This window comes from Acholeplasma laidlawii PG-8A (assembly GCF_000018785.1).
Classification (GTDB): domain Bacteria; phylum Bacillota_I; class Bacilli_A; order Acholeplasmatales; family Acholeplasmataceae; genus Acholeplasma; species Acholeplasma laidlawii.
The window spans coordinates 1,267,213-1,283,559 of record NC_010163.1 but is presented as its reverse complement, the minus strand read 5'-3'; the positions used below and the strand labels follow the sequence as shown (position 1 = coordinate 1,283,559).

Below are 16,347 nucleotides of genomic sequence, written 5' to 3'. Positions count from 1 at the left end.
GTAGTTTATATTTTATGAATATGGTAACTTTGAATGACAATTCTAGATTAACATTGTATAATAAAATGTGTTATAAATTATCTTTTATATAAATTAATTTATAATGAACATGTATCATAGTGCTTATAAAAGAAATAGGGTTGGTAAAACTTGAGAAAAGAAGCTAAAGTATCGATTGTTGTCGTAGTACTATATTATTTACTTAATATCATAAATACATACTTTGTAACAACTGCCGTATTAAATCGCTATTTAATCGCTTTTAAGCGTAACCCTATGATTGAGTTAAACTCAATTATTGGTAATATTGCAGCACTAACCATTTTACTATTTATTGGCTTACTGGTGTTTAAGAGTAAAAAGACAAGATTACTTTACATTATCTGGATAACCTTTGGTTTAAATGTCGGTATATTTGCAGTAGGTATCTTTACAAAATACTACTCTACAATGTTTTCTATTTATGAAATGACACTGTTTTATAATCCTGCCCTCGATTTAGCTGGTTCCATATTTGTTGAAGCCTTAAGAGAAATCTTTGTATATTATAGAATCTTAGTCTTTATACCAACCATTGTTTTATCTATATGTTACCTTGTGATCAAATCTAAACATAAAGCGGATAAAAAATCCTTTAGTCAAAAAAACACATTAAAATATGGTCCGATGCTACCGATCATGGTACTTATCATGGGCTTCATATTATCTGTATCTACTTTAGGTGTTGTCAAAGTATCGATGGAATCTAAATGGCCGATTAATGCAGAACGTCCACTTTATGGTGTACAATCTGCTGGTTTATATAACTTCTATTTAGGCGAGTTTTTCGGTATTAACTTACTTGAAAAATCAGATGATGAACAATTTGATAGCACATTATTTAGTGCATATAATAAAAATAGAGATACATACACCAATATCTTTGGTCAAAGTTATGGTAAAACACTACATATTAGTGAGGCACCAACCGTTGAAATAGATCCAAGTCTACTTCAAAATAATAATTTAAATGGTATTTTTAAAGATAAAAATGTAGTTGTTATTCACGTGGAGACATTTAATCATTTCTTACTTGAAACAGACAATCCTTATTTTGATGATGCCTACTTTAGTAATTTAAAGACTTTATTAAGTGAATCTTATGTACTTGATAACTTCTATACCAATGTAGGTATTGGAAACTCATCAGATGCTGAGTTTTCTGTTATGACTGGTCTATATCCTAGAGGCGATACAACCATCTACTGGAATTATAATGAAGTACCTTATGTATTTGATGCATTACCTAAACTATTTAATGGGTATGAAAAAGTATCCCTACATAGCGATGTACCAATATTCTATAATCGTCAAAATGTACATGAAAACATGTTTGAGTTTGATGAGTATATCTATTATGATGCAGAAGATGATAATCGTTCATCAAATAAAAATGCAGTAAATAGATATCCAAACCACTTAATTAAAACGGATGAGAAAAGTCCTTGGATTAGTGATTTATCCTTAATGGACTGGACCATGATGGAGGCAGAAAGAATATCTAACTTAGGTAAAAATTATTTCCTATACCCAATCATGATTCAACCACACACACCTTACTTATATGATCCATACATCGATACACCACTGTTTACTCAAGATACATTAAATATCGATCAAACCGCCTTAAAATTTATTAACTATGAACGCTATACCAATGACTTTTATCAAAAATTCTTTGAAGTAGCTAAAACACTTAAAGATACAGTCTATATTTTCTATGCAGACCACGGTTCTGGTATTGCAAAAAGAGATTTAGAAGTGATACTGGGTAGAAGTTTAACACCGCTGGAATATCGTACAGAAATGTTAAAAACAACAGCCTTTATCTATGCACCAGATGATACCGATACAACATCGGTATTACCTAAAGGGCTTATAAAGGGTAGACAACCACTAGTACGTAGTCAAGTCGATTTATATAGAACCATTGTAGAGTTATTTGGTGTTACAACCAATCAATACTATTATGGTGTCAATGCACTATCAAATGAAAGAACATTTTCAATTGATACAAGAACCTTTGACATTATTACAGATGATTATTACTTATTATCAAAACATCTAGCAACCGACAATGAAGCAACCCCTGATAATGTGTTCTACTATAAAAACCCATCAGAGGTAAGCATAGATCCTTATGAAGTATATGAGTATGTCATCGTCTTTAAAAAGCGTATGGATCAAATGATTACAAAAAACGTTCAACAGTATTTAACAATTGATTAATTGATCATACAAATGAATATAAGTTCACTAAAATGTTGTAGGAAAATATAATTCTATATAGTACCTACAACATTTTTTTATTTAAAAAAGGTATAATAAAACTATAAATTCTAGTTTCAAACCCGAAAGGAGCTTTAAATATGATTAAAAAAATATTTAGTTCGATAATTATGCTTATCTTATTATTACTTGTTGGTTGTACAACGAGTGACAATAAATTACCGGACTTAAAAGATGACGAAAAAGTAGACATGACGGCTGAAGAAAAAGTAGAATTCCTACAAACTGTTGTCACCTCAAATGATGAGGTAACAAATAATTTTAAATTAGATACATTCCTTGATTTAGAGTTTGCTTTAACCAATGAGATGTCATTTACATCAGATGGTATGTCTATGGAAAATAATACAACCGTGACATTGGATGCTGATTTTAATATGACAAACTATATTGAAGTAGGTGAATCTAATGCGGATACTTATGTATATTCTAAATTTAACAAGTTTGAATTTAACATGTTAAATGATACATACTCTTCTACATCATTGGTGAAGAACCAGTTGTAGTTGATACGGTTACAACCATCGATGCATCACTTTCAAATACATTCTTCCTAGCACGTAGTGATTATGCGTATTATCAATTAAATGGTCGATATGATGTAGAGTTCAAACAAGATAACAAAGTCGTTGAAGCATCTTCACAATCTGAAACTTATGCGAACGTACAACAAAAAATAGTAGATGGACAAATTACTCAAGAGATGTACTTAGAATTAATGGCTAGCATTTTGGAACTTCAACAAAGCTTAATGATTGATGTAAATACTGAAATGACTGCAGAAGAACGTGCTGAAATGTTAGATATGGTCGATACACATGTAAATATCTATAGTTCAGGTACAGTGCACACGATTCAGTTTTTAATTACTCAAGATAAAGTAGCAGAACTTATTGATGAACTATTTGTTGCAATGTTATCAGAGCTTCAAGATCTTGGTGATCAAGAAACACTAAATAATATTAAAACATCTATGAAAGCAGCATTTAAAGCATTCAACTTTGATTTTAGAATCATTTTAGAAGGTGAATTAGAAGGTGCTAAGACATTAACTAAAATTGAAATGATGATCACTGGTGATTTTAGTGGATTTACCATGAGTTTAGACGAAGAACAAAGTGGTGGGTTCCCGGTTTTAATGAAACTAACTGTGAAGTTAAACAAATTAGGATTTACACTAGATTTTAATGCCGATCCATTAACCTTACCAAGTGATACTGAACTTGAAGGTTTTGAACTCGTTGAGTATCCACCATTTGCTGGTATCATGGACGGTTTAATGTAGTTATTAACAAATGTATTCAATCCACAACGAATGATTTCGTTGTGGATTTTTATATATGAGTTATTGTTTGAAATATTGGGTTATTTATGATACTATTACATCATATCTTTTAGGGAGCATACACATGTCAAAAACAATCATACCTGATGGTTACAAATCTAAACTTAACTTATATGATACACAAACAGCAATCGGATTTATAAAAAATGTTTTTCAGCATAATTTAGGATTAGAACTTAATTTAAAACGCGTTACCGCACCTTTATTTGTATTATCTGAAACGGGTCTTAACGACGGTTTAAATGGTGAAAATCCAGTACAGTTTGTCATACCAAGTATGAATAAACAAGCAGAGATTGTGCACTCACTTGCTAAATGGAAACGTATGGCGTTATATCAAAATGATTTTTATGTAGGTAATGGATTATATACAGATATGAACGCAGTAAGAAAAGAAGAAACACTAGATAATATTCATTCTATCTATGTAGACCAATGGGATTGGGAAAAGGTGATTGAAAGAACGGACAGAACACTAGATTATTTAAAAGAAACTGTAAAAAGTATTGTAGAAGCTATCGCAAACACTTCAAATACAGTCATGCTTAAATATCCAGAGATTACATACCAAGCCCCAGATGAAGTTTTTTTTATAGATAGTCAAGCCTTAGAAAACTTATATCCTAACCTTACTAGTAAAGAACGTGAATACCAAATCGTAAAAGATAAAAAGGTCGTATTTATCATGCGTATTGGTCATAACCTAGCATCTGGTATGCCACACGATTTACGTGCACCTGACTATGATGACTGGGATTTAAATGGTGATTTGTTGTATTACCATGAAACACTAGATATGGCCATAGAAATTAGTAGTATGGGTATTCGTGTAGATGAAACAAGTTTAAGAAAACAGTTAGAGATGAAACATAGATTAGAAGATCTAAAATATCCATATCATCAAATGATTATGAATGAAACACTACCACTTACCATTGGTGGAGGTATTGGACAAAGTAGATTGTGTCTCATATTATTAGAAAAAGCACACATTGGTGAAGTTCAAGCATCCGTTTGGGATGATGAAACCATTGAGGCATGTAAAGATAAAGTTGTATTACTATAGAAAAAAGACGTTATTCATCCATTGAATAACGTCTATATTTTTATATTAACGTCTATATTTAATAAAACCATATAAATATAGGACACTAATTAAAGAAAATAAGATTGTGTATATAATGATATAGACCATATCTATATCTGCACTCCCTAAATTTAATGCCTGAAAAATAGAATAGATGATGATGGGTAAAAAGTAAAGTAGTGACATTTTAAATGCGGTTGGTTTGGCATAAACTGCTAATTTATATTGATATAAACTTACAGAGGTGATGGTTACTTGAATGACTAACCAGTAGATGAAGTGTTCTATACCTTTAAAGTTAGTAGTTGTAATAACAAAAGTAGTAAAAGCAAAAAGATAAAGACATAAGGATACAACAGATAAGACAGTTGTAATAAAGTATATTTGTTTTTGATTCATAAGATTTCCCCCAAATCTATAGTTCAAAAATATTAAGAAAACACCAAGACATGCGCATGCCTTGGTGTTTATTGTATCTTAAAGTAATCCATAAATAAATTGATATGATTTCTAAATAATGTTTCATACTTAGTTAAAAAACCATCAGGTTCATTGCTTAAGAATTTTTCGTAGAAATGATATACAAAGAATGAATGGTACATCTTGGCAGCAAGCATTGGATCAGCTTCCATCATTTGACCTTTACGCATCAGTGTTTGGAAGTAGTAACTAAAACCCGTTCTAGGTTTTTGAATGAACTCAACATGTAGTAATTCTTTTAACCTAGGTATTTCAAATTCTAGTGGAATTAACAGTTTAGTTAACTTATTAATTTGTGGACGTTCGAAAAATCTATTTGTTTCAATAGATAAATTTAGGAAGAACTCTCTCGGTGTTAAATCCATTCTCTTATATAGAGGATAGACATATGTTGATAACTCAGTCATAAGTTCATGAGCTATTTCAATTAATATATCTTCTTTGGATTTATAGTGGTTATAAATAGAAGATGCCCTAATACCGACACTTTTAGCAAGATCTCTCATACCTAAGTTATGGTATCCGTTTAAAGCAAATAATTCTATGTCGTTTTCATAAATCTTTTGTTTGGTTGTCATAGTCCCCTCCCACGAACGTTGTTATACCTTTATTGTAACCACTGTTAGGTTTATTGTCAATTAATATAGACCAGCAAAAACACTGTTATAAACATTTTGTATATAGATTTTGAAAAAATGTGATATCATATTTACAATTTTATAAGAGAGGTAAAAGAATGAAGAAAATAACTACACTCATAGTTGCTGTCTTTTTATTGTTATTTGTTGTAGCCTGTACACCGAATAACTCAGATGGAAAGTTAACAGTAACTTTTGATACGAAGGGTGGTTCACCTGTTGAACCAATCAAAGTGGATAAGAATGGTTTAATTGAAGCACCAGCTGATCCAAATAAAGAGGGATTTGTATTTAGATACTGGTACACAACAAATGAAAATGTTGCATTTTCATTTGACACACCAATTACGTCTAATATCACTTTAAATGCATCTTGGGATGATGAAGCAAATCCAACTGATATTGCTACAATCACTGCCATGATTAATGAAGATATAGATGCAGTAGGTGAACAATTATACAAAACATATTATGACTTAAGTTTACTTAGTAAGGGGCCAATTAATAATTCAGTGATTTCCTGGTCATCAGCAAACAAATATGTTTCAAATACAGGTATTATCTTACCGTTATTAGACGGTGAGTCAGAAGATACAACATTGATTACAGGTAAGTTTGTTTTAAACGGCGTGACAATTAATCATGAGTTTGATGTGGACTTATATCAAAATAAAGATGTTGAATTAGAAGATAGACGTACAGTGCCGTTTAAAAATCTAACAGAAGAATATGATGTTTCAGATGGTGAGATTGAACTTCTATATGAAAAAGGTGGTAGTGTGCCTTATGTTCGTGTTGAAGATTTCATGAAGTTATTAACTGGATTTATTGATCCAGCACTTGATATAACATATGAAACAAATGACACATCACTTTATATTCAATATGATTATTATGATGAAGATGAAGATAAAACGTATGACCTTAATGTCACAATTGATACTGTAACCAATACATTGGTAGCACCAGACCCTGGTTTTTATTGGGGCTATGTGTATTCAACAGCAACAAACTATGGTCGTCATATTACTTATGATAGAGAAAATCCAAATGCTCATTATACAGAAGGCGTAGATGTTGTTTATGATTTAAGTAAATATAACATGGATATTGTTTTATTTGAAGGGGATGTTGTTTTACCATATTACATGGCAAATCAACTCTTTGCAGGATCTAGTTATTATAATGTGTACTACAACTATGATGGATTATTTGGTGTATACTCACTTCCAAGTGAAGGTGAAGATGCATACGAAACCATTAGAACATCAACTAAAAATAATACAGCATTGCCAACAGATCTTACAATCCATACATTTAACTTCTTAGCATTTTCTATGGATTATTTCTATGGTCTAAAAGAGCTACGTGAAGTTGAAACTTATTATGATCTATTATTTGAAAAACGCGATTCATTCTTAACAAGAAATGCATTAAGACTTGACTTATCTATCCATGAATTCTTAACGTTTGTGGTGGATGAGCCGCATACTTCCTATGGTTATCCAGGATATTTTAACCGTGCAACTTATACCGGACCTTCTGTTACAAGTTTAAATGACTTTGGTGATAGATTTAAGAAATGGTATTTAGATGGTATGGTAGCAACCGATGCTCAAATAGGTAAAAAATGGGGCGAGGCAGCAAGTGGATGGAATGCATCAGGTAGAGATAGAAAACTTTACTGGTTCTTAGATGAAGCTAAAACATCTGCAGTATTATCTTTAGATGGTTTTTCTACTGCAGATATTATTGAAGATACAGCTTATAATAATCAAACTGTATTAGATATCTTGAAAGTGGAAAGTCATATATTCCCTGCAATGAACGGTGGAAGTAAGTATTTCTACTATAACCAATCAAATCACGATAATAATGTAGTGGAAATACTAATTAAAGGATTAACTAGAACAGATTTACAAACTTATAATGCTTCACTTGTTAGTTTAGGGTTTACAGCATCAGCTAATAACTTAACATTTACTAAAGAAGTAGATGGTTTAAAATATTATGCTTCAACTTCTTATGATGATACCTATAAGTCACTCATCGTTGGATTATCCGTGTTTGACATGACAAAATCAGTTGTTCCTGAGTTTGTTAATAGTTCAGATTCACTAATTAAATCTGATAGTGCAGTATTTATGGAGTTTTACATGGATATCATCTTAAGTCAAACAACTAACTTAAAAAACATGATTTTAGATATCACTTGGAATACAGGTGGTAACGTAGGTGCACTATATAGAGTTATAGGCTTTATCACACAAAATAGTTTTGCAGTATCAAGTATCAGTGCAGATACGAAGTCTAACTCAACTTCATATGTAAAAATTGAAGGTGTTCCAACATATGATCACTTAAACTGGGGACTACTAACAACACCAACATCCTTTTCAGCGGCTAACAGTTTAACTACTATCTTTAAAGAAAACAATTTAGGTCCAATTATTGGATTAACATCCGGTGGTGGTACATCAAGTATTACACCAATTCTATTACCTAATGGTACAGCATTTACAACCTCATCTAATAATATGAGTGCGTATAGAACTGGTACTGGTACAGAAGCAGATCCGTATGTTTATCATCCAAATGAATTTGGTATTGAACCAACACATCCAATTCCAATTGGAAACATCTATAATGAAACTGTATTATTAGATATATTAACCACATATTACGGTGAATAATAAAAACAGGGCATACCTTAATCGGTACGCCCTGTTTCCTTATATATATTATATAGCTAGTTGAATAATCAAACCTGTTAGAACAAATAAAAGGGAAGTAACCCACAACATGATATAGGTCATTCTGTCAATAATCTGTCGATCTTGAATATATTCTGGATAAGACACATTCATACGTTTACCAACAATACCTTTGAAGAATTGTTGAACACCATAAATAAATAAGTCAAAGACACCCTCGTTTGCAATAAATACCATCCAGCCAAAAGCAAATAGTATTGCAGCTGTAACATAGAAGTAATCAAAGAAGTACTTCCAGTCTGGTGAATATAAGTAAAACAAACCAAAAGCTACGGAACCAATCAATATATCTATTATTAATAGTTTTAAAATCTTTCTTTTATCTCTCATCGCTAAAACTCCTAAAAAATTGTAAGTGGAAACAGTGAAAGTATATCATAAAAGGGCGATTTTTAGGGTTAAAATAAAATTTTTCGCTATGAATACGTTTACATTACAACATTTGTCGTTTTTTTGAAATATTATTGTTGACTAAATAAATCAATTATAGTAAACTCTTTTCATACCATAAATTGGGTAGAGAGGAAAAGAGAGAATGAAAAAAATATTATTTACACTTTTAGTGTTACTAAGCGCATTAGTTTTAGTCGCATGTACTCCAAAAGATAATAATACATATCGTACTTACACCAGCGGAACAGCTAAACTAAACCCATATTCTGAAAGTTTAGCAACTGCTAGTGAATTATTCGATTATGTTACAGATTCACTATATACAGGAGACTACGATTGGGATAAAGCAATTGCTGAAGGAACAGCTACAAAAGTAGGTGACTTCACAAATGCAGCATCATTACCATATGCACGTGTTCCAAGAATGGCAGCTGGGGAACCAGTAGACGTTAATGGAGACGGTACTGTTTGGGAAATCACACTTAGAACTGACCTGAAGTTCCAAGATGGTACTCCAATCAACGCAAATACATTTGATTACTCATGGAGACAATTATTAGATCCTGATCAATTAAACGTAAGAGCAAGTAACCTTTACGATGCATCTAACTTACCGTTAGTAAACGCAGAGGCTTACACAAAACAAAAGAGTCCAAAATCTGATAGTTTCGGTGAATTTGTTTGGTTAGTAGATGGAAAAGAAGTGTCCATTGCTAACGCTTATTCACACGAAGTTGGTGGTTATGACTACTACTTCGCTACAGTAGAAGGTTACTTTGTTGAATTCTATGGTGCAAGTTATGCATCATATTTCCCAAGAAACTATTCTAACTGGGCACTTACATTAGAAGATGGTTCATTATTAGCTGAAGACGCAGCTGGAAATCTATCAAAATTACCTAACGGTGATGCAAACCCTGCATTTGATGCAGAATCAGCTCAAGAAGGTTATGTATCTGGTAGACCACAATTAAGATTTGAAGACGGTGCTGTTGTACCGGTTGCTGAAAATGGCGATCCAGTTGGCGGAACAAAAATCCCTAACGATCCTGTAGCTTGGGCAAATGTTGGTTTCAAAGTTACAGGAACACACAAATTCCAAATCACATTAACAGAACCTAAAGACGCTTGGTACGTTAAAGGTCAATTAATGAGTGGTATTACAGGTGTTGTTCACGAAGCTAAATACGAAGCTGGTAAATCAGCTGACAAACGTACTACAACTTACGGTACAATTGACAACCCATTAGTATCTTACGGTGCTTATAACTTAATTGAATGGCAAGATGGTGTATTATACTTATACGAAAGAAATGATGATCACTATGCTGCTGAAGAATATAGAATTAAGAGAATTAGATATGATGTTATTGCTGACCAAAGTATTGCAGTTAACGAATTTAAAGCAGGGCGTTTAGATATCGTTGGTGCAAGCGGTGAATACTTCAAAGAATTCAAAGACTCACCAACATTAAAATTAACTCCAGCAACAACATTCTTCAGATTTGCATTTAATATTGATGAAAGACCTGATGGAACAACTAATCCAATTTTAACATATAAAGAATTTAGACAAGCATTCTACTATGCAATTGACCGTGAAGAGTTTGCATCTGAAGTTAGAGCTCCGGCTTACGCTAACCAAGGATTCATCGGACCAGTCTATATAGCAACTGAATATGGTTCCGTATCATACCGTGGATCAGACGCAGGTAAAGCAGTATTTGCTCCATTATCACCAGAAACAACTGGATTTAACCCAACTAAAGCTAAACAACTATTTGATGCAGCTTATGCTAAATCAGTAGCTGATGGCAATATTGCAGACGGTGACAAAGTAACTGTAGAATATACATATTACAAAGTCGAAACTAACGATACTGTTGCTAACTGGGTAAAACAAACAGTTGAAACTATCTTTGGTGATAAATTCGAACTTAAATTAAATGGTGTATCATCTGATGCATTAGACGCTGCTTGGGATAACTTTGACTTCGACATGACATTTGGTGGATGGCAAGGTCTAAACTTCAATCCAGTTTCCTTAATGGGTCAAGTTTATAACTCAATTAGTGGTGCTGCTAACATGTTAGAAAATGGTTTTGATACTGGTAATATTCAATTAAGTATCGAATTACCACATACAAAAGCTGCTCTACAAAAATGGGTTGCTGAATTTAATGAAGAAACAGCATCAGAAGCACAATTAGCAGCATATGGAAGATGGACAGCAGCTTTAGCTAAGTTTGGTGATTCAAACACATATTCTGACACATTAGATAATGTCTACAAAGCGGCTGCATCTACATTCTATAACGTAAGTGATGTAAACTATGCAGGTCGTAACGATGACTTTGATAGAATTACAGCAGCATTTGAAGCGGCATTATTAGACGAAATGATCGCAATCCCATTATTTACATCAGTTTCAGCTACAGTTTATAGTTCAAGAGTCAAATTTGAAGCTACCGAATACCATGCATGGATGGGTTGGGGTGGTCTAAAATACATGTACCTTGACTAAAAAAAGTATTGTATTTTAACTAAACACATAGTATAATAAGTAAAACTTATTTCGACAGTAAGACCCTGATGATATAAAACATTAGGGTTCTTATGTCGTATGAATGGAGAAATTATGAGAAATTATATCTTAAAAAGGGTTTTCCTCATTTTCATAACAGCATCAATCATCATTTTTTTAGTATTCGTATTTATTAAAATGTTGCCAAATTATCATGCTGCTGTTCTTGGAGTAGACCCAGAGATACGAAAAATACTTGAGGAAATAGAGGGATATAATAAGCCAATCTTAGAACAATTTGGGATTTGGGTAAAAAATATTTTTACAACAGGTAGTCTTGGAAGATCGCTAAATAGAGCAAGAGACGTAACTGCTATTTTAGCTGATAGAATTCCAATATCACTTAGATTAAATATTGTTCCCTATTTATTATCAATTCCAATTGGTATAGGATTAGGGATTTGGGCCGCACTTAAAAAGAATAAATTAACCGACCACTTAATTTCAATCGGTGTTGTTATTTTTATTTCCGTACCAACCTTTGTTGTAGCAACATTACTACAATATTTTGTAGTCTACCAATTAAAATGGTTAGACACACCTTTTGTTTTAGCTAACATAGATTTTGCAGAGAATATAGCTAGAGGTCTTGCTTCTTATGCAATGCCTGTTATTGTAATGACTATTGGTTCTGTAGCTGGTTTAACAAGATTAACTAGAGCAGAATTAACAGAAGTACTAACATCAGAATTTATGTTATTAAGTAGAACAAAAGGCTTAAATAAAAAGCAAGCAACAGTAAGACATGCGCTAAGAAATGCATTAGTTCCAATTGCACCATCATTACTTGGTGGATTTGTATCTATCTTATCTGGATCACTAATAATTGAAAGAATCTTTAGAGTTGAAGGGGTTGGTGGTATTTACATCGAAGCGTTCAATAACAGAGATTATCCATTAATCATGGGCTATCTAATGTTTTACACTGTCATTGGTTTATTTGCAGGTTTAATCGTTGATATTTCATATGGAATTATTGATCCAAGAATTAGAGTGGGAGCTGGAAAACGATGAACAATATAAATGTAGACAAAAGTAAATTTGTATTTACTCAAGATAAAGGCGTTATTTATGATGAACAATTAAAGACAAAAGCCGTTGGTTACTATCAAGACGCTTGGAGTCGCTTTAAGAAAAATAAGGCTTCTTTAATTGCGTTCATTATATTAATTATTATTATATTAATGTCAGTTGTTGGTCCACACCTTAGAAACTATGATCTTACATCTAATTCAGAAAGTAGAAAATGGACAGATAGATTAAAAGAAATGCCACCAAGGATTTCTGGTTTAGAGTGGTTTGGTTTTAGCGGTCACAAGACTCTCGAAGGATTTCCGGCACGCTTTTCTATCTTATTAACTGACCCAAATGCTGAAGGTATTATTATTGGAGATTTTAGTCAACCTAATGCAGCTGGAATGGTTAAAGTAAAAGTTGATTATTACAAATATGTAGATTATATAAACAGCTATGAGAGTGTATTTTCTTTATCAATTAAAGAATATAACCTAATTAAAGCATATGAAAATGAAAATCCAGGTGACAAAATCATTATCACTGATGCACCTGAGGTAAACGGTACTTATAAAGTACAAATTCATTTCTTTAAATTCTTAGAAGTTGTTTATGGTCATTCAAATCAAGATTTCTGGTTTGGTTCTACAATTGCTGGTGATGACTTATTCACATTAATGTGGGATGGTTTAAGTGTTTCTTTAATCATCGCATTTATGGTTGCTGCAATTAATATTATTGTAGGTATTATTGTGGGTTCTATATCCGGTTATTATGGTGGTACATTAGACTTAGTTATTGAACGTATTTCTGAAATACTTTCAGGATTACCGTTCATGGCTATCTTAACACTATTACTATTAAGATATGGTAATACGACATGGATTGTTATCATAGCATTCACATTAACTGGATGGCTAGGTATATCCGCACTAACCCGTGCACAATTTTACAGATATAAAAACCGCGAGTACGTACTTGCAGCTAGAACATTAGGTGCTAGTGATATTCGTATTATGGCAAAACATATTTTCCCGAGTACTGTTGGTACTTTAATCACATCTTTAGTATTATATATTCCAGGTGTAATTACATCAGAATCAACATTTGCATACCTTGGTATTATTAACTATAGTAATGCTCAAAGCTTTGGTGCATTATTATCAGATGGTCAATCACGTATGATGTCAGCATTCCATTTAGTTATCTTCCCATCATTAGTTATTTCATTTATGATCTTAGCATTTAACTTATTTGGTAATGGTTTACGTGACGCGTTTAACCCATCCTTGAGAGGAGTTGAAGAATAATGTCAGATAAAATTTTATCCGTTCAAGATTTAACTGTCTCATTTAGAACTCAACAAGGTACACTAAAGGCTGTTCGTGGTATTAACTTCGATTTACATCGTGGTGAAACACTAGCGATTGTTGGTGAAAGTGGTTCTGGTAAGAGTGTTACTTCTAGAGCAATTATTGGTATATTAGCTGGTAACTCCATCCATGAAAAAGGTTCTATTTACTACTATAACAGTGGCATTAAGAAATTAAAACAAACTGAAGGTAGTGAAGAAGATCAACAAAATGATGATGAAACTGATATTATTGACTTAATGAAAATCTCAGAAGATGATTTCCATTTATTAAGAGGGACTAAAATCTCAATGATCTTCCAAGATCCAATGAGTAGTTTAAACCCGATTATGCGTGTTGGTAATCAAATTTCAGAAGCCCTTTATTTAAAAATGGGTATGACAAAAGAACAGGCTAAAGCAAGAGCTATTGAACTTATGGAAGAAGTAGGTATTGCAAATGCTGCACAACGTTATTCTAACTATCCATTCCAATTTTCAGGTGGTATGAGACAAAGAATCGTTATCGCGATTGCACTTGCAAACAATGCTGAAATCTTAATTTGTGACGAGCCTACGACAGCGTTAGACGTTACAATTCAAGCTCAAATCTTAGAATTAATTAACCGTATTAAAAAAGAACGTAACCTTTCAGTTATCTTCATTACTCACGATTTAGGTGTTGTTGCGAATATGGCTGACCGTGTTGCAGTAATGTATGCTGGTAAGATTGTTGAAACTGGTAATGTAGAAGAAATCTTCTATGATCCAAAACACCCATATACTTGGGCACTTCTATCAGCAATGCCTGATTTAGATTCAAAAGATAAACTATTTGCTATCCCTGGAACACCACCAGATATGCATTTCCCACCTGCTGGTGATGCTTTTGCTCCAAGAAATAAATTTGCTATGCAAATCGATTTTGAGCAAGAACCACCTCTATTTAAGGTCAGTGAAACGCATTTTGCTTCAACTTGGTTGTTACATCCAGATGCACCTAAAGTGGATTTACCTGAATCTTTAAAGAGAAGAATTGAAAAGAATAAGGCAGGTATAACACGATGAATAGAGAAAAAGTCTTAGAAGTTAAAGGTCTAGAACAACACTTTAAAGTGGGTTCAGGACGTAATAAAATGGTCGTTAAGGCTGTTGACGGTATTAGCTTTGATATCTATAAAGGTGAAGTATTTGGTCTTGTAGGTGAATCAGGCTGTGGTAAAACTACAACTGGTCGTACAATCGTTAAATTATATGATGCTACGAATGGAGAAATCTTATTTAAAGGGCAACGTATTGGTGGTGGTGTAGCTTCTTATGTGAAGCGCATTAAACAAGCTAAAGCAGAAGCTAAGGCTGAAATCAATGCATTAAAGAGCGATACTACTACGGATAACAAAGAAAAAATTGCACAAATCAAAAAAGATTTAAAATTATTAGTTAAAGCACAAAAACAAGAAATCAAAAGAATGAAAAAGGACAATGCTTTCAAAGGTGAATTAGTAAACACCATGAAACAAGTTCAAATGATTTTCCAAGATCCAATTTCATCCTTAAATCCACGTATGACCGTTAAAGAAATTATTGCTGAAGGTCTACGTATTGGTGGTTTAAGAGATTCTAAAATTATTGATGAAAAAGTATTTGAAATCTTAAAAGTTGTTGGACTTGTACCAGAACACGCATTCCGCTATCCACATGAGTTCTCAGGTGGACAACGTCAACGTATTGGTATTGCTAGAGCGTTAATTGTTGAACCTGAATTATTAATTGCAGACGAACCAATTAGTGCACTTGACGTATCTATTCAAGCTCAAGTCATTAACTTACTAAAAGATCTGCAAAGTACTTTAAACTTAACTATCTTATTTATTGCTCACGACTTATCAGTTGTTAAATACTTTAGTGATCGTATCGCGGTTATGCACTTCGGTAAAATTGTTGAATTAGCTTCATCGGAAGATTTATTCAATAATCCACTGCATCCATATACGAAATCACTTTTATCAGCAATTCCATTCCCGAACCCAATTTATGAAAAGACACGTAAGAGATTTTCTTATGATGCATCAGTTCATAACTACAGTGAAACAAATCAACCATCACTAGTTGATGTAGGTGGAAATCATTTTGTATACGGTTCACCAGATGAAATTGAAAACTATAAAAAAGAGGTTTCAAAAGCACCAAAAGCTAAAACATCTTCAACACCTGTTGAAGTAGTGTCTGAAGCTAAAGCTGAAGAAAAAGTAGTTGCTAAAAAACCAACAGCTAAGAAACCAGCAGCAAAAGCACCAGCTAAAAAAGCTGATGCAACAACAAAAAAAGCACCTGCTAAAAAGCCGGCTGCTAA

Annotated in this window: 12 protein-coding genes and 1 pseudogene; 10 read left to right on the top strand and 3 right to left on the bottom strand. The window is 32.7% G+C overall.

What is annotated here, in order from left to right:
• Window positions 1–150 precede the first annotated feature (150 nt).
• From ACL_RS06095 to asnA, 4 genes are all read left to right on the top strand, one after another.
• Window positions 151–2,268 carry an LTA synthase family protein gene (locus tag ACL_RS06095; protein ID WP_041634309.1) on the top strand — a complete coding sequence of 706 codons (2,118 nt, stop codon included), beginning with the start codon at window positions 151–153 and terminating at the stop codon, window positions 2,266–2,268.
• Between the two features lie 140 nt (window positions 2,269–2,408).
• Window positions 2,409–2,834, top strand: a complete 426-nt coding sequence (locus tag ACL_RS06090; protein ID WP_012243160.1) for a hypothetical protein — start codon at window positions 2,409–2,411, stop codon at window positions 2,832–2,834.
• A gap of 197 nt (window positions 2,835–3,031) precedes the next feature.
• Complete coding sequence (locus tag ACL_RS06085; RefSeq protein ID WP_012243159.1) at window positions 3,032–3,613, top strand: hypothetical protein; 582 nt, start codon at window positions 3,032–3,034, stop codon at window positions 3,611–3,613.
• A gap of 124 nt (window positions 3,614–3,737) precedes the next feature.
• The gene (gene asnA / locus ACL_RS06080; protein WP_012243158.1) at window positions 3,738–4,739 is read left to right on the top strand and encodes an aspartate--ammonia ligase; all 1,002 of its coding nucleotides are present in this window, start codon (window positions 3,738–3,740) and stop codon (window positions 4,737–4,739) included.
• A 45-nt stretch (window positions 4,740–4,784) separates the two neighbouring features.
• Here the strand turns inward: asnA and ACL_RS06075 are convergent, their stop codons facing one another.
• Together ACL_RS06075 and ACL_RS06070 are read right to left on the bottom strand one after the other, a co-directional pair.
• Window positions 4,785–5,159: a hypothetical protein gene (locus ACL_RS06075; protein ID WP_012243157.1), complete on the bottom strand. Its 375-nt coding sequence runs from the start codon at window positions 5,157–5,159 to the stop codon at window positions 4,785–4,787.
• A 68-nt stretch (window positions 5,160–5,227) separates the two neighbouring features.
• Window positions 5,228–5,818, bottom strand: a complete 591-nt coding sequence (locus ACL_RS06070; RefSeq protein ID WP_012243156.1) for a TetR/AcrR family transcriptional regulator — start codon at window positions 5,816–5,818, stop codon at window positions 5,228–5,230.
• Between the two features lie 158 nt (window positions 5,819–5,976).
• Between ACL_RS06070 and ACL_RS06065 the strand changes: the two genes are divergently transcribed.
• Window positions 5,977–8,571: a S41 family peptidase gene (locus tag ACL_RS06065; protein WP_012243155.1), complete on the top strand. Its 2,595-nt coding sequence runs from the start codon at window positions 5,977–5,979 to the stop codon at window positions 8,569–8,571.
• Window positions 8,572–8,619: 48 nt separating this feature from the next.
• Here the strand turns inward: ACL_RS06065 and ACL_RS06060 are convergent, their stop codons facing one another.
• The gene (locus ACL_RS06060) at window positions 8,620–8,982 is read right to left on the bottom strand and encodes a DUF3899 domain-containing protein (RefSeq protein ID WP_012243154.1); all 363 of its coding nucleotides are present in this window, start codon (window positions 8,980–8,982) and stop codon (window positions 8,620–8,622) included.
• 205 nt (window positions 8,983–9,187) lie between these two features.
• On the opposite strand from ACL_RS06060, the gene ACL_RS06055 reads away from it, so the two are divergent.
• The 5 genes and pseudogenes from ACL_RS06055 to ACL_RS06035 form a co-directional block, all read left to right on the top strand.
• The gene (locus ACL_RS06055; protein WP_012243153.1) at window positions 9,188–11,569 is read left to right on the top strand and encodes an ABC transporter substrate-binding protein; all 2,382 of its coding nucleotides are present in this window, start codon (window positions 9,188–9,190) and stop codon (window positions 11,567–11,569) included.
• 114 nt (window positions 11,570–11,683) lie between these two features.
• Window positions 11,684–12,643, top strand: a complete 960-nt coding sequence (locus ACL_RS06050; RefSeq protein WP_012243152.1) for an ABC transporter permease — start codon at window positions 11,684–11,686, stop codon at window positions 12,641–12,643.
• Entirely contained in the window at window positions 12,640–13,953 is a 1,314-nt protein-coding gene (locus ACL_RS07330) for an ABC transporter permease (RefSeq protein ID WP_012243151.1), read from the top strand. The genes ACL_RS06050 and ACL_RS07330 overlap by 4 nt, the downstream gene beginning before the upstream one ends.
• The gene (locus tag ACL_RS06040; RefSeq protein WP_012243150.1) at window positions 13,953–15,062 is read left to right on the top strand and encodes an ABC transporter ATP-binding protein; all 1,110 of its coding nucleotides are present in this window, start codon (window positions 13,953–13,955) and stop codon (window positions 15,060–15,062) included. The genes ACL_RS07330 and ACL_RS06040 overlap by 1 nt, the downstream gene beginning before the upstream one ends.
• A pseudogene (locus ACL_RS06035) lies at window positions 15,059–16,177 on the top strand (ABC transporter ATP-binding protein); the annotation flags it as partial. The gene ACL_RS06040 and the pseudogene ACL_RS06035, both read left to right, overlap by 4 nt.
• Window positions 16,178–16,347: the final 170 nt, after the last annotated feature.

Excerpts from the sequence above, each read along its gene's own strand:
- ACL_RS06090 (WP_012243160.1), top strand. The coding sequence starts at position 2,409 with ATGATTAAAAAAATATTTAGTTCGATAATTATGCTTATCTTATTATTA.
- ACL_RS06085 (WP_012243159.1), top strand. The coding sequence starts at position 3,032 with ATGTACTTAGAATTAATGGCTAGCATTTTGGAACTTCAACAAAGCTTA.
- asnA (WP_012243158.1), top strand. The coding sequence starts at position 3,738 with ATGTCAAAAACAATCATACCTGATGGTTACAAATCTAAACTTAACTTA.
- ACL_RS06075 (WP_012243157.1), bottom strand. The coding sequence starts at position 5,159 with ATGAATCAAAAACAAATATACTTTATTACAACTGTCTTATCTGTTGTA.
- ACL_RS06070 (WP_012243156.1), bottom strand. The coding sequence starts at position 5,818 with ATGACAACCAAACAAAAGATTTATGAAAACGACATAGAATTATTTGCT.
- ACL_RS06065 (WP_012243155.1), top strand. The coding sequence starts at position 5,977 with ATGAAGAAAATAACTACACTCATAGTTGCTGTCTTTTTATTGTTATTT.
- ACL_RS06060 (WP_012243154.1), bottom strand. The coding sequence starts at position 8,982 with ATGAGAGATAAAAGAAAGATTTTAAAACTATTAATAATAGATATATTG.
- ACL_RS06055 (WP_012243153.1), top strand. The coding sequence starts at position 9,188 with ATGAAAAAAATATTATTTACACTTTTAGTGTTACTAAGCGCATTAGTT.
- ACL_RS06050 (WP_012243152.1), top strand. The coding sequence starts at position 11,684 with ATGAGAAATTATATCTTAAAAAGGGTTTTCCTCATTTTCATAACAGCA.
- ACL_RS07330 (WP_012243151.1), top strand. The coding sequence starts at position 12,640 with ATGAACAATATAAATGTAGACAAAAGTAAATTTGTATTTACTCAAGAT.
- ACL_RS06040 (WP_012243150.1), top strand. The coding sequence starts at position 13,953 with ATGTCAGATAAAATTTTATCCGTTCAAGATTTAACTGTCTCATTTAGA.